Here is a 16,784-nt window from a genome sequence, read left to right as displayed (position 1 = left end):
GCCGCGCGGGCCGCCCGGAACGCGGCCTCGATCCAGTCGTTGCCGGAGCGCTGGAGGTTCGAGTCGCGCCGGGCGCCGGAGCTGCCGTCGGCGAACGCCTCGTTCACCACGTCCCAGGCGTAGACCTTGCCCCGGTAGTAGGTCGCGACCTGGGTGACGTGGTTGAGCATGGCGTTGCGCACCGCCGTGCCCTCCATGGGCTGCATCCAGCTCGGCTGCTGCGAGTGCCACGCCAGCGTGTGACCGCGCACCCTCTTGCCCTGCTGGATGGCGTGGTTCACGATCCGGTCGGCGTTGGTGTAGCTGAACCGGCCCTGCTGCGGCTCGGTCGCGTCGATCTTCATCTCGTTCTCGGCCGTGATCATGTCGAACTCGCGGTTCACGATCCCGACGTAGGTCGAGTCGCCCAGCTTGTTCGCGGCCACCGCCGTGCCGAAGTAGCGACCGGTCCGCTGCGCCGCCGCCGCCAGCGTGCTGCCCGGACCGGGCTGCTGCGACGTCGTGGTCGTGGTGGTGTCGGTCGTCGTGGTCGTCGTGGTCGTCGTGGTGGTGGTGTCGGTCGTGGTGGTCGTCGTGGTCGTGGTGGTCGTCGGGTCGGTGCTGTTGAGGCCCAGGAAGGCGATGGCGTACTGGACCATGCCGCTCTGCGGCAGCGAGTGCCCGACCCCTTGGACGCTGACCCCCTCGACCGGCGGCTGCGTGCCGCTGCCGCCGTAGCGGGTGCGGGTCCAGTTGCTCTGCGGCCGATCGGTGGAGGTCGGCGTCTGGCTCACGTTGTGGACGTTGGTCCACTGCTTGATCGCCTCGGTGAAGTTCGGGTAGCGCAGCGTGTCGTCGGTGGTGCCGTGCCACAGCTGCATCCTCGGGAACCGGCCCGTGTGGCCGCCGCTCATCTGGCGCGCCTGGTCGCCCCACTGCTGCGCGGTCTTGGTGAGCTGGCCGTTGGCGCACTGGCTGTTCCAGCCGGACCCGTCGGTGGTGGCGAAGCAGCCCGCGGGCACGCCCATGAACGAGGAGGCCGCGGAGAACACGTCCGGGTACTCGGCGGCCATCACGTTGGTCATCATCGCGCCGGACGAGAACCCGGTCAGGAAGACCCGCGCCGGGTCCACGTTGTAGCGCTGCTTGGCCCAGTTCACCATCGACAGGATGCCGACCGGGTCGCTGCCCCCGCCGCGCGTCAGGGCCTGCTGCGACGACACGTCGAAGCACTGCCCGCTGCGCGTGGCCTCGGGGAACACGATGACGTAGCCGTACTGGTCGGCGGCGGTCACGTAGTCGCGGGCGTACCCGTTGAAGATCGCCGACGCCGTGCCGGTGCAGTAGTGCATGGCCACCAGCAGGGCCGGCCGAGGAGCCACCCGGTCCGGCACGTAGGTGTACATGCGCAGGTTGCTCGGGTTGGTGCCGAAGTTGGTGACCTGGGTGAGCGTTGCGGCGGAGGCGGGCTGGGCGGCGAGCAGCACGCTCGCGACGACCAAGGGCGCGGCCACCGCGGCAAGAGCCGGGAGGAGTCTTCGCACTCGTCTGGTCCTTTCCGGGTGCAGGGGTGAAATACCACGCCCGCACCGAAGGACGACCGGAGCCGAGCGTCGGTGCGGGCTCACGCGATGAACACGATGGTCATTCACCTGCAATAGCCGGGTCAACGCTTATCGAGATCTTTCGAAATCTTTCGAAGTTTTCTGCCCGGCATCTGCCAGCGGCAACCCGACATGATTATCTCAATTGGACACCCGTGAGGCCCGTATAAACACCCACGAAACGAACAATGTTGCGATAATCTTCGCAATCAACCATCCTCCGTTCGCCGCAATACCACGCCGTGCCGCAACACCACAACGTGCCATCGACTCGCGCGGCGATGCCCGAACCACCCGCTCACCGGCTCCGCTCACTCATCCACCCCGCCGCCCACCCGCAGCCCCCACCACCTACCCACAGTCCGCCGCCTACCCCACCTACCCCTACCCGCTGCATGCCCGCCGCAGCCTGCCGCCCACCGGCCGCGGTATGCCCGCTGCATGCCGCCTGCCTACCCGCCACCCGCCGCTACCTGCTGCCTGCCTGCACCCGCTGCCCGCCTGCCTGCCGCTGCATGTTCACCGCATGCTCGCCGCCTGCCCGCCTGCCCGCCTGCCCGCCTGCCCGCCTGCCCGCCTGCCCGCCGTTGGCCTACCCGCCGCCCGCCCGTTGCCTGCCCTCTGCCGCCACCCGTTGGCCGCCTGCCGACTGCTCCCCGCCTGCCGACTGCTCCCCGCCTGCCGACTGCTCCCCGCCTGCCGACTGCTCCCCGCCTGCCGACTGCTCCCCGCCTGCCGACTGCTGCCAGGCTGCCGACTGCTGCTCGACTCCCGGCCTCTTGCCCTTTCCCCTCCCGTTCCTCCCGCCCCTCTCCGCTATTCCTCTTCGCGCTGCTGTTCCCCCTTTTGCGCCCGTTCCCTCCCCCGCCTTTCCCGACACTCGCCCGCCCGCCGCGCCGCCTCCATATTTCCGGCAACGTTTGAGGCGTTGACATCGATCCCGAAGTCGGTGCTTGTAACTCGTACGTGTCACCTTCCCCTGTGGTCGTGCCTCTTACCTGCCGGCTCGTCCCGCCTGTCGGCATCACTGTAAGGCTGCGACGCCGGGGTGGCTCTTTGGCGAGTTCGGGCTTGGTCGAGGCAGGGCTCCCGTGTTCCTCCACTGTGGACTCGGCGGAGGTGGTGTTCGGGCGGCACGCCGCAAGGGGTTCGTGGTTCTTCCGGGAAGGTGTCGTGGTTGGCGGTTCGGTCGTGTGAGGTTGTCGGAAACGGGTGGGCGGAAGGTTGGGGATGTCGGTGTTCTTGGCCGGTGGGACCGGCGTTCACCCGTTCGGGTAGTGATCTCGTGGTGCGTTGCGTGCCGAAGATCGAGAAGTGGAAGCGGCGCAGCGAGTTCTGCTCATCGACCTCGAGAACATGATCGGCCCGGTCAACCCGCGGCCCGAGTTGGTACGCGGGCGGATCACCGCGTTGGTGCGCGCGGCCGGGCCCGTGCACCACGCGTTGGCCTGTTATGCCCGGACCGAACCCGAACTGGACGTGATCGGCAGCGTGCTCGCCGAGATGAACGTCGCCAGCCGCGTGGTCACCCCCGGGCCGGACGCGGCGGAGAAGGCGTTGCTCGCCCACGCCCGTTACGCCCACGGCCGGGGCTGCCGGACGTTCAGCGTCGCCTCGGCGGACCGCAGCTTCACGGCGCTGGCCGAGTTCGGCGACTTCGACGTGATCGCCTGGACGAACCAGCAGGTGTCCACGCGGCTCCAGGCGGCCGCCCGGCAGGTGCTCCGGGTGCCCCGCTCGGGCCCCGCCACCGGGCCGACACCGGTCTACCGGCCGCCCGGTCCGGGGTTACCGCTGCTCTCGGCGCTGACCACGGGCATCGGGATCGGTTTGGGGCACCTCGCGGCCGAGCACGCGGTCAAGCGCCTGGCCGATCGGGTCTCACGACACCGCGTCGACCGCGACTCATGACGATCGGCCAAGACCTGTGGCGATCGGCCGAGACCCGTGGCGATCGACCAAGGTCCGTGGCGATCGACCAAGTCCCGTGACAGGTGGGGAGACCCATGACGAGGGAGGGGTAGGGGAAGAGAGGGCCGGCTGAGGGGGCGTTCTCGTGCCGGCAGCGTCCACTTCGGACTCGGCTCGTCGCGGGTGGGGTGCGCGGGTGTCCCGGTCTGGTCACGCGGCTCGGAGCGCTTCCTCGATGCGGCGGTCGGTGACGGTGATCAGGCCCAGCAGGGCGGTCAGCGCCAGCGCGGTCGTGACGACGAAGAGCGGGCGGAGGCCGATCAGGTGGGCCAGTGCGCCGCCGAGGGCCGCGCCCAGCGGCATCGTGCCCCAGGCCACCATGCGGTAGGCGCTGTTCACCCTGCCCAGCAGGCGGTCCGGGGTGACCTGCTGGCGCAGCGAGATCGCGACCACGTTGAGGACCGCGATGCCGAACCCGGCGACCGCGAACGCGGCGGCCACCGCGTACGCGTTGGTGGTGACGGCCGGCGCCGCGAGGATCAGGGCGCCGGCGCCGAAGCCCGCGCCCAGGGCTCCGGCCCGGCCCAGGCGGGCCACGACGCGTTCGGCGGCCAGCGAGCCGGCCAGGCTGCCGAGGGCCGGGGTGGTGAGGAGGAGGCCGAAGACCTCGCCGGTGAGGCCCATGGCCGAGCCCGGTCCCACCGCGTACAGCACGAACACGGCGGTCGCCGCGCTGTTGGCCAGGTTGAACACGCCCACCATGGCCGCCAGCGCCCTCAGCAGGCGGTGGCGGAGCAGGAAGCGGAGGCCCTCGGCGATGTCGGCGCGCAGGGTGGTGCGCCGCTCCCTCGGCACCCTGAACGTGCCCCGGACCGTGGCGAGCGCGGCCACCGCGACCAGCCAGAGCGCGGCCGGGGCGGTGAAGGCGGCCACCGCGCCCGCGGCCACGAGGAGGCCCGCGGCGGCCGGGCCGAGGAACTCGTTGGCGGTCAGCTCGACGGCGAACAGGCGGGCGTTGGCGCGGGGCAGGCGGTCGCGGTCGACCACTTGCGGCAGCAGGGAGTGCGCGCAGGTGTCGTAGAGGGTTTCGGCGGTGCCCGCGCCCAGGGCGATGGCGTACAGGAACCAGATGCCCGCCACGTCCAGCGCGACCGCGCCGGCGGTCGCGGCCAGCAGGGCGGCTCGTGCCCCGTTGGCGGCGAGCATGATCACGCGCCGGTCGAAGCGGTCGGTGATGGCGCCCACCGGGAGGGTGAACAGCAGCCACGGCAGGGTCAGGGCGAAGACGAGGCCCGCGATCAGCGCGGGTTCGCGCGTGACCTGCACGGCCACGAGCGGCAGGGCCACTTTGAACGTGCCGTCGGCGAAGTTCGAGAAGCCGGCCGAAGCCCACAGGCGCCAGAACGCCGTCCCCAGTCGCATTGGTGGAGGTTCCCACACCGGTGGAGTTTTCTCCATCGGTTTGCCCGGCACTAGATTGGGCCGCATGGCTGAACGGCAGCGGCGCCCCGCGACGGTCCGGGAGACGAAAGCCCTGGCCCACCCGCTGCGGCTGCGCGTCCTGCGGTTGTGCACCGGGCAGGAGCTGACGAACAAGCAGCTCGCCGAGCGGTTGGGGCGCGACCCGGGCACCGTGCTCTACCACGTGCGCCAACTGGTGGCCGCCGGGTTCCTGGAGGTCGGCGAGGTGCGCACCGGGGCGGCCGGCGCCCTGGAGAAGCCCTACCGCTCCACCAACCGGTCGTGGTGGCTGGACGGGCCGCTCGGCGAGGCCGGGCCGTCCGCGCCGATGGCGCCGCTGGAGGCCTTCCAGGAGGAGCTGGCCGAGGCGGGGCCCGAGTCGGTGCGGACGTTCTCGCGGTTCGCGCTGCACCTGTCCGCCGAGGAGGTGGACGAGCTGAGCCGGCGGATCGGCGCCGTGCTGGACGAATACGTGGCGACCGACGACCAGCGCCTGGACCGGCCGTTGCACGGCGGGATCTTCGTGGTCCACCGCCTCGCCCGGTGACGCCGGCACCATGGGTCGCGTGCCGGGCGCCGAGGAGGCCGTCGACGAGTTGGCGGACGAGTTGCTGCGGACCGTCCTCGACCACCACCCCGTGCTCGCCACCCTCGAGGGCATCCCCGGTCACGAGGGCCGGCTGACCGACTTCGGCGAGGAGGCCGAGGCCCGCTTCGCCGCCCGCCTCGACGACCTCGCCCGGCGCGCCGGGGCGGTCGACCCCGGGCCGCTCGGCCGCACCGGTCGCGTCACCCGGGACACGATCGTCCAGCAGGCCACCGCCCACCGGGAGCAGGTCGCCGACCGGTGGGTCGAGTTCACCATCGGCGACCTGGTGCTCACCCCGGTCCCCCTGCTGCTCTACGCGCTGGCCGTGGCGCCCGACGAGGGCCGCCGGGCGGCGTTGCCCGGCCACTTCCGCGCGCTGGCCGACCGGCACCGCTCCGGCATCGCGCACGGCCGCCTCCCGGTGCGGCGCCTGGTGGAGGCGGCGATCGCCCTGCTCGACCGCAACGCCGCCCTGCCCGGGGTCGCCGAGTACCGGTCCGCGCTGGTCGAGGACGTCCTCCCGCACGGCCGCCCGGACGACCGCGCCGGCGTGTGCCACCTCCCCGACGGCGAGCGGCTCTACGCCAACGCGATCAGGAGGCACACCACCACCGACCTCACCCCCGACCGGTTGCACCGCACCGGCCTGGAGGTCCTCGCGGCCCTGGAGGACGAGTACCGGGCGCTGGGCCGGGAGGTCTTCGGCACCTCCGACCTCGCCGTCGTCTTCGCCGGGCTGCGCGACGCGCCCCGCTTCGCCGACGGCGAGGAGATGCGGGTCGCCGCGGAGCGCGTGGTCCGGCGGGCCGAGGCCGCCGCGCCCCGGTGGTTCCGCCGCCCGCCCGAGCACCCCTGCGAGGTCCGGCTCTACCCGCCCGGCACCGCGGCCTCCACCCCGCCCTCCTACCGCATGGGCGCGGTGGACGGCTCCCGCCCCGGCACGTACTCCCTCAACCCCGGCCAACCGGTCCAGGTGCACGCCCTGGAGGCGCTGACGTTCCACGAGACCGTGCCCGGCCACCACGTGGACGGCTCCGCGCGGCTGCGCCGGACCGACCTGCCGCTGCTGCGCCGCGTCGCCGGCCTGCACGCCTACAGCGAGGGCTGGGCCCTGTACGCCGAGCGCCTGGCCGACGAGATGGGCCTCTACACCGACGCCCGCTCCCGCCTGGGGATGCTGGTGTTCGACTCGATGCGCGCCGGGCGGCTGGTGGTGGACACCGGCCTGCACGCGTTCGGCTGGAGCCGCGAGCGGGCGGTGGCGTTCCTCCGCGAGTCCACGCCGATGCCGGCCGAGCTGGTCGAGGCCGAGGTGGACCGCTACCTGGCCGACCCCGGGCAGGCCCTGGCGTACCTGGTGGGCCGCCTGGAGTTCCAGCGGCTGCGCGCGGACGCCGAGCGCCGGCTGGGCGGCGCGTTCGACGTCGGGGACTTCCACGAAGTCGTGCTGTCGGAGGCGCGCGTGCCGCTGTCGACGCTCGGCGACCTGGTCGAGGAGTGGGTTCAGTCCCTGGTGCGCCGCCGGTAGAGCAGGGTCGCCGCGGTGAACGACGCGACCAGCAGCCCGACCGACCAGGCGAGCGCCACCCACCCGTCGTCGCCGACGGGCGTGCCGGTGAGCAGGCCGCGCACCGTCTCGATGATCGGCGTGATCGGCTGGTGCTCGCTGATCGCCCGCAGCACCCCGGGCATGGTCCCGGTCGGCACGAAAGCGCTGCTCAGGTAGGGCAGGAACAGCATGAAGAAGCTGAGCGCACCGGCCGACTCGACCGACTTCGCCACCGAGCCCAGCCCCGCCGCCAGCCACGACAGCGCGAGCACGTAGAGCAGGAGCAGCCCGGTCGCCGCGAGCCACTCCACCGGCGACGCCGACGGCCGGAAGCCCATGGCGACCGCCGCGCCGAACACGATGGCGGTGGACACGGCGTTGCGCGCGACGCTGGCCACGACGTGACCGGTGAGCACCACGAACGGGCGAATCGGCATGGACCTCAGCCGGTCGACCATGCCCTTGGTCATGTCGTCGGCCACGGACATCGCGGTGGACGCGGCGCCGTAGCCGACGCACAGCAGGACGATGCCGGGCACCACGTAGTTCACGTACTCGGTGCCGGTGTTGATCGCGCCGCCGAAGACGTAGACGAACAACGTCATCATCAGCAGCGGCAGGACCACCGACATGATCAGCGTCTCGGTGTTGCGCCTGGCCAGCCGGACGCTCCGGCCGATCATCGCGACCGAGTCGGCCACCGCGTGGCTCATGCGGCCACCCCTTCCCGGGTCAGCGAGAGGAACACGTCGTCGAGCGTCGGCCGGTGCGAGGACACGCGGGCGGGCGCGAGGCCCGCCGAGCGCAGGTCGTCCAGCACGGCGTGCAGGTGGGCGGCGCTGCCGTCGGACGGCACGCTGAGCAGCCGGTGCTCCGGGTCGGCGAACCCGCCCAGCCGCAGCCGCGCGGCGTCCAGCTCGCCCACCGAGGCGAAGCGCAGGTCGACGCGCTCGCCGCCGACCCGCGACTTCAGCTCGTCGGCGGTGCCGTGCGCGGCCACCCGGCCCCGGTCCAGGACCATGACCCGGTCGGCCAGGCGGTCGGCCTCCTCCAGGTACTGCGTGGTGAGGAAGATCGTCGTGCCGGTGCGCACGAGTTCGCGGATCGCCTCCCACGTGGTCGAGCGGCTGGCCGGGTCGAGCCCGGTGGTCGGCTCGTCCAGGAACACCACGCGCGGCGCGGCGACCAGGCTCATGGCCAGGTCCAGCCGCCGCTTCATGCCGCCCGAGTAGGTCCTGACCCGCCGGTCGGCGGCGGCGACCAGGTCGAACCGCTCCAGCAGCTCGTCCGCGCGGGCCCGCGCGCCCGCCCGGCCCAGCCGCCGCAGCCTGCCGACCAGCACCAGGTTCTCCCGCCCGGTCTGCTCCGCGTCCACGGCCGCGTACTGCCCGGTCAGGCTGATCACCCCGCGCACCGCCGCCGGCTCGCGCGCCACGTCGAACCCCGCCACCCGCAGCCGGCCGGCGTCCGGCCTGGTCAGCGTGGACAGGATGCGGACGGTGGTGGTCTTGCCCGCGCCGTTGGGACCGAGCAACGCGAAGACCGACCCCTCGGCGACCTCCAGGTCCACCCCGTCCAGCACCGCGGTGGACCCGTACGCCTTCTTCAGGCCGGACACCTCCACGATCATGACACCCCCTATGCGTATGCGATACGCAAATTAGCGTAGCTGATACGCAATTAATGGCCAAGCCCCTAGACTGGCCGCGTGACCGAGGAGACCGACCTGCCCGACGACGTCGCCCTCCTCTGGGGGCTGCGGGACGCGCCGCGCCGCGGCCGAAAACCCTCGCTCACCACCGCCGACATCACCCGGGCCGCCATCGGGGTCGCCGACGCCGAGGGGCTGGCCGCGGTGTCCATGGCGCGCGTGGCGCAGCAGCTCGACAAGTCCACGATGGCGCTCTACCGGCACGTGCGGAGCAAGGACGAGCTGCTGGCGCTGATGGTCGACGCGGCCATGGAGGAGCCGCCCGAACTGCCGCCGGGCTGCGACTGGCGCACCGGGCTGACCACCTGGTCGCACGGCGTGCTCGCGGTGCACCGCAGGCACCCGTGGCTCAGCCGGGTCCCGATCAGCGGGCCGCCCGCCGGACCGCGCAACCTCGCCTGGTTCGACCGGGGCCTGGCCGCGCTGGCCGGCACCCCGCTCGGCGAGGAGGACAAGGTGGAGGTCGTGATGAGCCTGCTGACCTTCGTCAACGGCGAGGTCCGCCTGGCCGGCGACCTGGCGGCCGGCTACCAGGACAACCCGGATGCCTTCAGCCGGACCTACTCGAACGTGCTCAGGCGGGTCGTCGACTCGCGGCGCCTGCCGTGGTTGAGCAAGGTGGTCGAAGCGGGCGTGTTCGACCTGGACGACCTGCACGCGCAGGAGGACCTGGACCGCGCCTTCGCCTTCGGCCTGGGCGTCTTCCTGGACGGCGTGGCCGCGCTCGTCGCCCGCCGGGGGTGACGACGCGCGGGGGACGGCGCCGCGGGGCCGGTCGGGGCCCCGCGGCGCCGCAGATCACCGCCGTCGGACCTGCGCCACCCGCTGCCGCACGGGTGTGTCGGCCGACATGACCGCGAGGGCCGCGGTGATCAGGACCAGGTTCTTGACCACGAACTCACCGGTCATGGTCAACAGCAGCGGGTTGCCCGTCCGGAACGCGACGGCCGGCTGCACCACCAGGATCAGGAACGTCCCGCACAGGTGGAGCACCACCAGCAGCGCTACCCAGCGCAACCGGCGACCCGCCACCAGGGCCACTCCCAACACCACTTCCACCACCCCGAGCACGAACACGAACGCGCCCGGGTCGAGCCACGGGACGGTCCGGGCGACGAGGTCGGCGACCGGGGTCGCGCCGGCCACCTTCAACGCGCCGAACCACACGAACACCACGCCGAGAGAGCCCCTGAGCAGGGGAACGCTCAACGCCCGCAAGGAGTCCGCCCGCGCGTCCAGACGGGACGAGAAGCTGGTCATCCGCATCACTTCCTTCGGTGCGGGACCACGTCGTCCCGCGCAGGAGGGCGGTCCGGCACGCGGTCGACGCTGACCGCGCACCGGACTGGGAGCGCTCCCAGAACTGTAACGGTAAGGAAACTGGGTGTGAAGGCCCCGTGACGTGGATTGGTCCGGCGGGCCGCCGCGGAATGCTCCGCTCGCCCGAGGCGAGACGCTCCGGCCACCGGCGAACGGCCCAGCGCGACCCCGCTCCGGGTGAAATCGGCGCGAGGCGCGCGGGCGAGCCGGCTCAGTCCCGGGTGTCGCCCAGGGATTCGAGGACGGTCTTCAGCGCGCCCGCCAGCGCCGCCCGCTCCTCCGCCGACAACGCGGCCAGCAAGCGCTCCTCGGTGTCGAGGTGGTGCGGCAGCACGCGGTCCACCAGCGCCAGCCCCTCCTCCGTCAGGCCGACCACGACCCCGCGGCCGTCGTGCTCGCTCGGGGTCCGGGTGACCAGGCCGCGCGCCTCCAGGCGGTCGAGGCGCTGGGTCACCGCGCCCGAGGTGACCATCGACGCGCGCATCAGCCCGGTCGGGGTCAGCCGGTGCGGCGGCGCGCTGCGGCGGAGGGTGGCCAGCACGTCGAAGGAGGCGCGGTCGAGGCCGTGCGCGGCGAACGTCCGCTGCAGCTCGCCCTCCACCAACCGGCTCAGGCGCGTCAGCCGTCCGATCACGGCCATCGGCGAGACGTCCAGGTCCGGGCGCCGGTCGTGCCACTGCTCCAGCACCAGGTCCACGTGGTCCGCCACCGAACTAGCTTAGCGGTGAGCCAAGTCACCTCCCAGGTATCTCATCGCTAAGCTACTTTGTCTTAGTGCTAAGCAAACTCGCGACCGCCGCCGCCCCGGCCGTCTGGGGCACCACCTACTTCGTCACCAGCGAGTTCCTGCCGCCGGACCGACCCCTGCTCTCGGGCCTGCTCCGCGCGCTGCCCGCCGGGCTGCTGCTCGTCGCGGTCACCCGCCGGCTGCCGCGCGGCGACTGGTGGTGGCGGTCGCTGGTGCTCGGCACGCTCAACATCGGCCTGTTCCTGCCGCTGCTGTTCCTGGCCGCCTACCGGCTGCCCGGCGGCGTCGCGGCGACGGTCGGCGCGGTCCAACCGCTGGTCGTGGCGGGCCTGGCGGTCCTGCTGCTCGGGCAGCGCCTCACCGCGCGGACCGCGCTCGCCGGGGTCGCCGGCATGGCGGGCGTCGCGCTGCTGGTGCTGCGGCCCGGCGCGGACCCCGTCGGCGTGGATTCGGTCGGCGTGGACCCGGCCGGCGCGGACCCCGTCGGCGTGGCGGCGGCGCTGGGCGGCGCCGTGGTGATGGCCGCCGGCGTGGTGCTGGGCAAGCGGTGGACGACGCCCGCGCCGCTGCTCGCCACCACCGGCTGGCAGCTCGTGGCGGGCGGGCTCGTGCTGCTGCCGGTGACGCTGCTGGTCGAGGGACCGCCGCCCGCGCTCGACGCGGCCAACCTCGGCGGCTACGCCTACCTGGGCCTGGTCGGCGGCGCGCTGTCCTACGCGCTGTGGTTCCGGGGCATCCGCCTGCTGCCCGCCACGCAGGTGACGTTCCTCGGGCTGCTCAGCCCGGTCGTCGCGACCGCCGTCGGGTGGCTCGTGCTCGACCAGTCGCTCACCGCGACCCAGTCCCTGGGCGCGGTCGTCGTCCTGGCCGCGCTGGTCGCGGCCCAGACAGGAGGGGGGAACCGTGCGGATCACGGTGTTCGGGGCGTTCGGCGACGTCGGCGCCCGAGCGGTGGAGGAGGCCCGGCGGCGGGGCCACGAGGTGACGCCCGTGAGCAGGCGACCCCGGCCGGGGGGTGAGGTGGGCGACGCGACCGACCCGGCCGACGTGGTCCGGCTCGCCCGCGGCGCGGACCTGCTGATCGGCGCCACCAGGCCCGTGCCGGGCCGGGAGGGCGAACTGGTCGACGCCGCCCGGGCGCTGCTGGCGGGCTCCGCCCGCGCCGGGGTGCGGCTGCTGCTGGTCGGCGGCGCGGCCACGCTGGTCACGCCCGCCGGCGTCACCGTCGAGGAGGAGCCGGGCTTCCCCGACGCCCTGCGGCCCATCGCCCGCGCGTGCGCCGAACAGCTGGCCGCCTGCCTGGCGGACCGGGAGGCCGACTGGACCTACCTGAGCCCGCCGCCGCTGCTGGAACCCGGCGAGCGCACCGGCGCGTTCCGGGTCGGCCGCGACGAGCAGGTCGGCACGCGGATCTCCACGGCGGACCTGGCGGTGGCCCTGCTCGACGAGGCCGAGGCGCCCGCCCACCGCCGGCGGCGCTTCACCGTGGGGTACTGACCCCGACCGGGGGCGGACCGCGACGGCCCGCCCCCGGTCCACATCGGACGCCGAACTCAGGGCACCGACCTCAGCCGGCCAGTTCGGCGCACGTCCGCGCGTCCGGGTCGGCGGCCGCCTTCGGCACCCACCGCACGTTCGCGAACGACGCCTGGAACGCGCCCTCCGTGTAGACCAGGAACGGCGTGTTGACGTTCTCGAAGTCCAGCCCGCGCTCCGCGAAGCAGGACAGCGGCACCTTCACCGTCGACTTCACGCCCACCGGCAGCCCGCCGAGCACGCCGGTCGCGTTGACCTCGCCGAAGCACGGGTACACGCAGTGCGCGCTCAGCACCGTCCGGGCCGCGGGCGCCTGGTGCACGACCACGTCGAACACCAGCGCGGCGTCGGCGTTGAGGTAGCCGCGCAGGTCGCTGCCGCCCGCCGGGTCCTGGAGGTACAGCTGGCCCGCGCCGGAGCCGGTCCACGTCGTCTTCAGCGCGTCGCCCTGGACGTTCACGTCGGCGGGCACCACGGTGATGTTGGTGTGCGCGGCCTCCGCGTCGGGGCCCAGCTCCGTGCCGCTCCAGTTGTCCGGCGAGCCGATGAAGCTGCGGTACGGCGCGGAGTCGACCCGGTTGTGGATCTCCAGGTCCTCGGTCGCGACGCCACCGCCGCCGTTGCCGGAGCAGCCGAACTCGGGCGAGGTCTCGTCGAGCCGCCCGATGTTCCGGTTCGACCAGCTCTTGAGGCCGTAGCCCGGCTTGAACAGCGGGTCGTAGCCCTCGTCACCGGGGTTCAGCGGCGTCTGGCAGGCCGCGCCCGGCCACGAGTAGGACAGCGTGCCGGTGAAGCCCGGCCACGTGTGCCGGCCGCGGACCAGCAGGTCGGCCACGCCGCCGCCCTCGGTGCCGGGCAGCCAGGCCGCGACGAACGCGTCCGAGCGGTTCAGCTCCTTGTTCACGTGCAGCGGGCGGCCCGCCACGTACACCGTGACGACCGGCGCGCCCTTGCCGCTGACCTTGTCCAGCACGGCGAGGTCCTGCGGGTAGAGCTTCGCGGCCTCCAGGGTGCGCTTGCCGATGTCGCCGACGCCCTCCGCGTACGGGGTCTCGCCGATGACCGCGATCACCGCGTCGAAGCCCTTGGGGTCGACGTCGCCGGTCTCGCTGAACACCACGTTCCGCTCGCCCAGCGCCTCCTTGAGGCCGCCGAGCACGGTCTGCCCGACCGGGAAGTCCGCGTTGGTGTTGCCGGTGCCCTGCCAGGTCAGCGTCCAGCCGCCGGTCTGGTTCTGCAGGGAGTCGGCCGACTTGCCCACGACCAGCACCTTCGACCGCGGCTTGAGCGGCAGCACCCGGTTGTTGTTCTTCAGCAGCACCTGGGACTTGCGCACGGCCTCGCGGGCCAGCTCGCGGGCCTCCAGCGCGTCGGCCTCGCCGGCGTGGCGGCGCTCCGAGGGCTTCCGGTCCCCGTCGAGCACGCCCGAGCGGAGCTTGACGCGCAGGATGCGGGTCACCGCGTCGTCGATGCGGGCGACCGGGATCCGGCCGTCCTCGACCTGGGCGATGGTGTTGGCGATGAACGCCTTCCAGTCGTTGGGCACCATCACGACGTCGATGCCGGCGTTGATCGCCTGCGGGCAGCTCGCGTTGGTGCAGCCCGCGACCTGGCCGATGCCGTTCCAGTCGGAGACGACGAGGCCGTCGAAGCCCATCTTGCCCTTGAGGATGTCGTTCACCGCGAGCTTGCTGCCGTGCAGCTTGCCCTCGGCGATCCCCTCCGCCTCGTTGTCCCAGGAGTTGAACGACACCATCACGGTCTGGGCGCCCGCGGCGAGCGCGCCGTAGTAGCCCTGGCCGTGCACGTTGATCATCTCGGCGGTCGTGGCGGGGTTGACGCCCTGGTCCTTGCCGCCGATCGTGCCGCCGTCGCCGATGAAGTGCTTGGCGGTGGCGAGCACGTCCACGTTCCGCCTGCCCCGGCCCTGCAACCCGAGCACGGCCTCGTAGCCGTAGGCGCGGGTGATCCGCGGGTCCTCGGAGTAGCCCTCGTAGGTGCGGCCCCACCGGTCGTCCAGCGGCACGGCCAGCGTGGGCGCGAACGCCCAGTCCTGGCCGGTGGCCCGGATCTGCTCGGCGGTGGCCGCGCTGATGTCGCGGATCAGGCACGGGTCGTGCGCCGCGCCCAGGCCGATGTTGTGCGGGAAGACGGTCGTGCCGTACACGTTGTTGTTGCCGTGCACGGCGTCGATGCCCCAGATCACCGGGATCCCGGTCCGGGTCGCCTTGGACGCCTGCCAGTAGGCGTCGGCCAGGTCCAGCCAGGCGTCGACCGGCGCGTGCTTGTCGCGGTTCGGCCACGAGCCGCCGCCGTTGAGCACCGAGCCGATGTGGTGCTCCCGGACCTCGTCCGGGGTGATCGCGGCGATCTCCGGCTGGGTCATCTGGCCGACCTTCTCGGCCAGGGTCATGCCCGCCACGATCTTCCGGATCCGCCGCTCGTCGGCGGGGTTGGACTCGACCCGGCTGCGCACCCGCGGCCAGTCGGACAGCTCGGGGAGGTCCTTCTCGATCCGCGCGCAGCCGTGCTCGGTGCGCGGCTCGCCGACGACCGGCTGCCGGGGCTTCGAGTCGGGTGCGGCGCCGGCCACACCGGTGGCCACGCCGCCGGTGAGGAGGCCTGCGGCGAGCACCGCGGCCAGCGCGGCGCTCAGGGGTCTGCGGGACATCGGCGGTTCCGTTCGTCAGTGGCGACGGCTCTGTCGCGCCCGATCCTGGGTGTCGGAGGCGGTCTTGGTCAAGAGGTCCGTGGGAGCGCTTCCGCGCAGGTAGGGGGTTGGCGTCCCGGAACGTCCCGGTCCCGACGGCCAGGGACGAACCGGACAAGCCCGTCAATAGGCAACGGTGTTTACCAAATGTGCATCCGAATATTGTTCGCATTCGGCCTATCGAGACGTGGGCCATCCGATTCAACGATCGGGGGTCCGAATTACTTGACGCCGGAGTAGGTAATGCGGCAGGCTCCCCGAGTGGGTTGGAATCGTCCAATCAGGACTATCCGCACCAGGACCATCCGCCGGGTCCTCACGCACCGGGGAAAGAGCACACGCACATGTCCTTGAGGTCACCCCTGTCCCGCCGCGCCCTCGTCCTGGCCGCGGCGGTCGCCCTCACCGCCCCCGCCGCGGTCGCCCAGGCCGCGGAGAACCCCTACGAGCGGGGCCCCGCCCCGACCAACTCCAGCATCGAGGCGAGCCGCGGCCCGTTCGCGACGAGCCAGACCACCGTCTCCTCGCTGTCCGCGAGCGGGTTCGGCGGCGGCACGATCTACTACCCGACCAGCACCGCCGAGGGCACCTTCGGCGCGGTCGCGATCTCGCCCGGCTACACCGCGGCCCAGTCCAGCATCTCCTGGCTCGGCCCGCGCCTGGCGTCGCAGGGCTTCGTGGTCTTCACCATCGACACGAACTCCCGCTACGACCAGCCCGCCTCGCGCGGCGACCAGCTCCTCGCCGCGCTGGACTACCTGACCACCCGCAGCTCCGTGCGCGACCGCATCGACCCCGACCGCCTCGGCGTGATGGGCCACTCGATGGGCGGCGGCGGCGCCCTGGAGGCCACCAAGGACCGGCCGACCCTCCAGGCGTCGATCCCGCTCACCGCGTGGAACACCACCAAGACCTGGTCGACGGTGCGGACGCCCACGCTGATCATCGGCGCGGAGAACGACTCCGTGGCCTCGGTGACGACGCACTCCGAGCGCTTCTACACCGGCCTGCCGTCCACGCTGGACAAGGCGTACCTGGAGCTGGACGGCGCGAGCCACTTCGCGCCGAACTCGCCCAACACGACCATCGCCAAGTACAGCATCGCCTGGCTCAAGCGGTTCGTCGACGACGACCTCCGCTACGAGCAGTTCCTCTGCCCGGCGCCGCGCGGCACGGCCATTTCCGAGTACCGCGACACCTGCCCGCATTCGTGACCGAACCGTCCTGACGTTTCGACGGTATTTCGACAAGGCGAGCTGTTCGCGCTGCCCAAGGCGCGAACAGCTCGCTTTCACATTCGTGAAAATGCTTGCCGTATGTGAACCTGCTGCTCTAACGTCCGATGGGAGCGTTCCCAGAGCCCTGCTCGCAAGGAGGCGGAGCATGAATCCTCGCGATTCCCGGCTTTTCCCGCCTTTCCGGCGGACAGCGGGCGGGGCCGCCGCCTGAGCGCGGAACGCACCCGATCCCGGGTGGGGGGCTGCCGCGGGGGCGTCCCCCACCCGTGCCGACCGGTCCCGGCAACGCACGGCGGGCGTTGCGGGGAGCAGGGCCGCCACGACGCGGCCGGCCTCAACGGAGAGGTCGGGCCCGCCGGGGGGGCCCCCCGGGGCAACGCTCCCCCCCCCCGGGGGACGGACAGGGGCAGACGACCGAGGAACCCCAC

14 protein-coding genes are annotated in these 16,784 nt (G+C 72.7%); 7 read left to right on the top strand and 7 right to left on the bottom strand.

Going from position 1 to position 16,784, the window contains the following annotated elements:
• Positions 1-1,523 (bottom strand): extracellular catalytic domain type 1 short-chain-length polyhydroxyalkanoate depolymerase (locus ACFV4N_RS27370; protein WP_499675470.1); only part of this gene is annotated, 1,523 nt, incomplete at its 3' end.
• A 1,374-nt stretch (positions 1,524-2,897) separates the two neighbouring features.
• On the opposite strand from ACFV4N_RS27370, the gene ACFV4N_RS27365 reads away from it, so the two are divergent.
• Entirely contained in the window at positions 2,898-3,494 is a 597-nt protein-coding gene (locus ACFV4N_RS27365) for a hypothetical protein (protein ID WP_499675469.1), read from the top strand.
• Between the two features lie 210 nt (positions 3,495-3,704).
• On the opposite strand, the gene ACFV4N_RS27360 is transcribed toward ACFV4N_RS27365, so the two are convergent.
• On the bottom strand, positions 3,705-4,916 hold the full coding sequence (locus ACFV4N_RS27360; protein ID WP_499675468.1) for an MFS transporter: 1,212 nt from the start codon (positions 4,914-4,916) through the stop codon (positions 3,705-3,707).
• A 64-nt stretch (positions 4,917-4,980) separates the two neighbouring features.
• Here ACFV4N_RS27360 and ACFV4N_RS27355 point away from each other — a divergent pair, with 64 nt between their 5' ends.
• The gene (locus ACFV4N_RS27355) at positions 4,981-5,502 is read left to right on the top strand and encodes an ArsR/SmtB family transcription factor (RefSeq protein ID WP_499675467.1); all 522 of its coding nucleotides are present in this window, start codon (positions 4,981-4,983) and stop codon (positions 5,500-5,502) included.
• Positions 5,503-5,521: 19 nt separating this feature from the next.
• A complete protein-coding gene (locus tag ACFV4N_RS27350) occupies positions 5,522-7,072 on the top strand; it encodes a DUF885 domain-containing protein (protein ID WP_499675466.1) in 1,551 nt (516 codons plus the stop codon).
• Here ACFV4N_RS27350 and ACFV4N_RS27345 read toward each other — a convergent pair.
• Together ACFV4N_RS27345 and ACFV4N_RS27340 are read right to left on the bottom strand one after the other, a co-directional pair.
• A complete protein-coding gene (locus ACFV4N_RS27345; RefSeq protein WP_499675465.1) occupies positions 7,048-7,806 on the bottom strand; it encodes an ABC transporter permease in 759 nt (252 codons plus the stop codon). The two genes, ACFV4N_RS27350 and ACFV4N_RS27345, sit on opposite strands and share 25 nt — an antisense overlap.
• Positions 7,803-8,723 (bottom strand): ATP-binding cassette domain-containing protein, encoded by a 921-nt coding sequence (locus tag ACFV4N_RS27340; protein WP_499675464.1) that lies wholly within the window; start codon positions 8,721-8,723, stop codon positions 7,803-7,805. Before ACFV4N_RS27340 ends, ACFV4N_RS27345 begins: the two co-directional genes overlap by 4 nt.
• A 78-nt stretch (positions 8,724-8,801) precedes the next feature.
• On the opposite strand from ACFV4N_RS27340, the gene ACFV4N_RS27335 reads away from it, so the two are divergent.
• The gene (locus tag ACFV4N_RS27335; RefSeq protein WP_499675463.1) at positions 8,802-9,548 is read left to right on the top strand and encodes a TetR/AcrR family transcriptional regulator; all 747 of its coding nucleotides are present in this window, start codon (positions 8,802-8,804) and stop codon (positions 9,546-9,548) included.
• A gap of 54 nt (positions 9,549-9,602) precedes the next feature.
• Here ACFV4N_RS27335 and ACFV4N_RS27330 read toward each other — a convergent pair whose 3' ends face one another.
• Both ACFV4N_RS27330 and ACFV4N_RS27325 read right to left on the bottom strand, forming a co-directional pair.
• Entirely contained in the window at positions 9,603-10,064 is a 462-nt protein-coding gene (locus tag ACFV4N_RS27330) for a DoxX family membrane protein (protein ID WP_499675462.1), read from the bottom strand.
• Positions 10,065-10,335: 271 nt separating this feature from the next.
• The gene (locus tag ACFV4N_RS27325; RefSeq protein WP_499675461.1) at positions 10,336-10,833 is read right to left on the bottom strand and encodes a MarR family winged helix-turn-helix transcriptional regulator; all 498 of its coding nucleotides are present in this window, start codon (positions 10,831-10,833) and stop codon (positions 10,336-10,338) included.
• A 65-nt stretch (positions 10,834-10,898) separates the two neighbouring features.
• Here ACFV4N_RS27325 and ACFV4N_RS27320 point away from each other — a divergent pair, with 65 nt between their 5' ends.
• The gene (locus ACFV4N_RS27320; RefSeq protein WP_499675460.1) at positions 10,899-11,891 is read left to right on the top strand and encodes an EamA family transporter; all 993 of its coding nucleotides are present in this window, start codon (positions 10,899-10,901) and stop codon (positions 11,889-11,891) included.
• Entirely contained in the window at positions 11,776-12,369 is a 594-nt protein-coding gene (locus tag ACFV4N_RS27315) for an NAD(P)-dependent oxidoreductase (protein WP_499675459.1), read from the top strand. The genes ACFV4N_RS27320 and ACFV4N_RS27315 overlap by 116 nt, the downstream gene beginning before the upstream one ends.
• A 70-nt stretch (positions 12,370-12,439) precedes the next feature.
• On the opposite strand, the gene ACFV4N_RS27310 is transcribed toward ACFV4N_RS27315, so the two are convergent.
• The gene (locus tag ACFV4N_RS27310) at positions 12,440-15,079 is read right to left on the bottom strand and encodes a glycoside hydrolase family 3 N-terminal domain-containing protein (RefSeq protein WP_499675458.1); all 2,640 of its coding nucleotides are present in this window, start codon (positions 15,077-15,079) and stop codon (positions 12,440-12,442) included.
• 383 nt (positions 15,080-15,462) lie between these two features.
• On the opposite strand from ACFV4N_RS27310, the gene bdeA reads away from it, so the two are divergent.
• Positions 15,463-16,332 carry a bis(hydroxyethyl) terephthalate hydrolase gene (bdeA, locus tag ACFV4N_RS27305; protein ID WP_499675457.1) on the top strand — a complete coding sequence of 290 codons (870 nt, stop codon included), beginning with the start codon at positions 15,463-15,465 and terminating at the stop codon, positions 16,330-16,332.
• The last annotated feature ends 452 nt before the right edge of the window (positions 16,333-16,784 follow it).

Source organism: Actinosynnema sp. NPDC059797 (assembly GCF_042732085.1).
Classification (GTDB): Bacteria; Actinomycetota; Actinomycetes; order Mycobacteriales; family Pseudonocardiaceae; genus Actinosynnema.
The sequence above is the reverse complement of the archived record's forward strand: the minus strand, read 5'-3'. Positions and strand labels throughout refer to the sequence as shown.

What these genes read in the sequence shown, in the direction of transcription:
- ACFV4N_RS27330 (WP_499675462.1), bottom strand. Translation starts at nt 10,064, where the DNA reads ATGACCAGCTTCTCGTCCCGTCTGGACGCGCGGGCGGACTCCTTGCGG.
- ACFV4N_RS27340 (WP_499675464.1), bottom strand. Translation starts at nt 8,723, where the DNA reads ATGATCGTGGAGGTGTCCGGCCTGAAGAAGGCGTACGGGTCCACCGCG.
- ACFV4N_RS27345 (WP_499675465.1), bottom strand. Translation starts at nt 7,806, where the DNA reads ATGAGCCACGCGGTGGCCGACTCGGTCGCGATGATCGGCCGGAGCGTC.
- ACFV4N_RS27360 (WP_499675468.1), bottom strand. Translation starts at nt 4,916, where the DNA reads ATGCGACTGGGGACGGCGTTCTGGCGCCTGTGGGCTTCGGCCGGCTTC.
- bdeA (WP_499675457.1), top strand. Translation starts at nt 15,463, where the DNA reads ATGTCCTTGAGGTCACCCCTGTCCCGCCGCGCCCTCGTCCTGGCCGCG.
- ACFV4N_RS27310 (WP_499675458.1), bottom strand. Translation starts at nt 15,079, where the DNA reads ATGTCCCGCAGACCCCTGAGCGCCGCGCTGGCCGCGGTGCTCGCCGCA.
- ACFV4N_RS27355 (WP_499675467.1), top strand. Translation starts at nt 4,981, where the DNA reads ATGGCTGAACGGCAGCGGCGCCCCGCGACGGTCCGGGAGACGAAAGCC.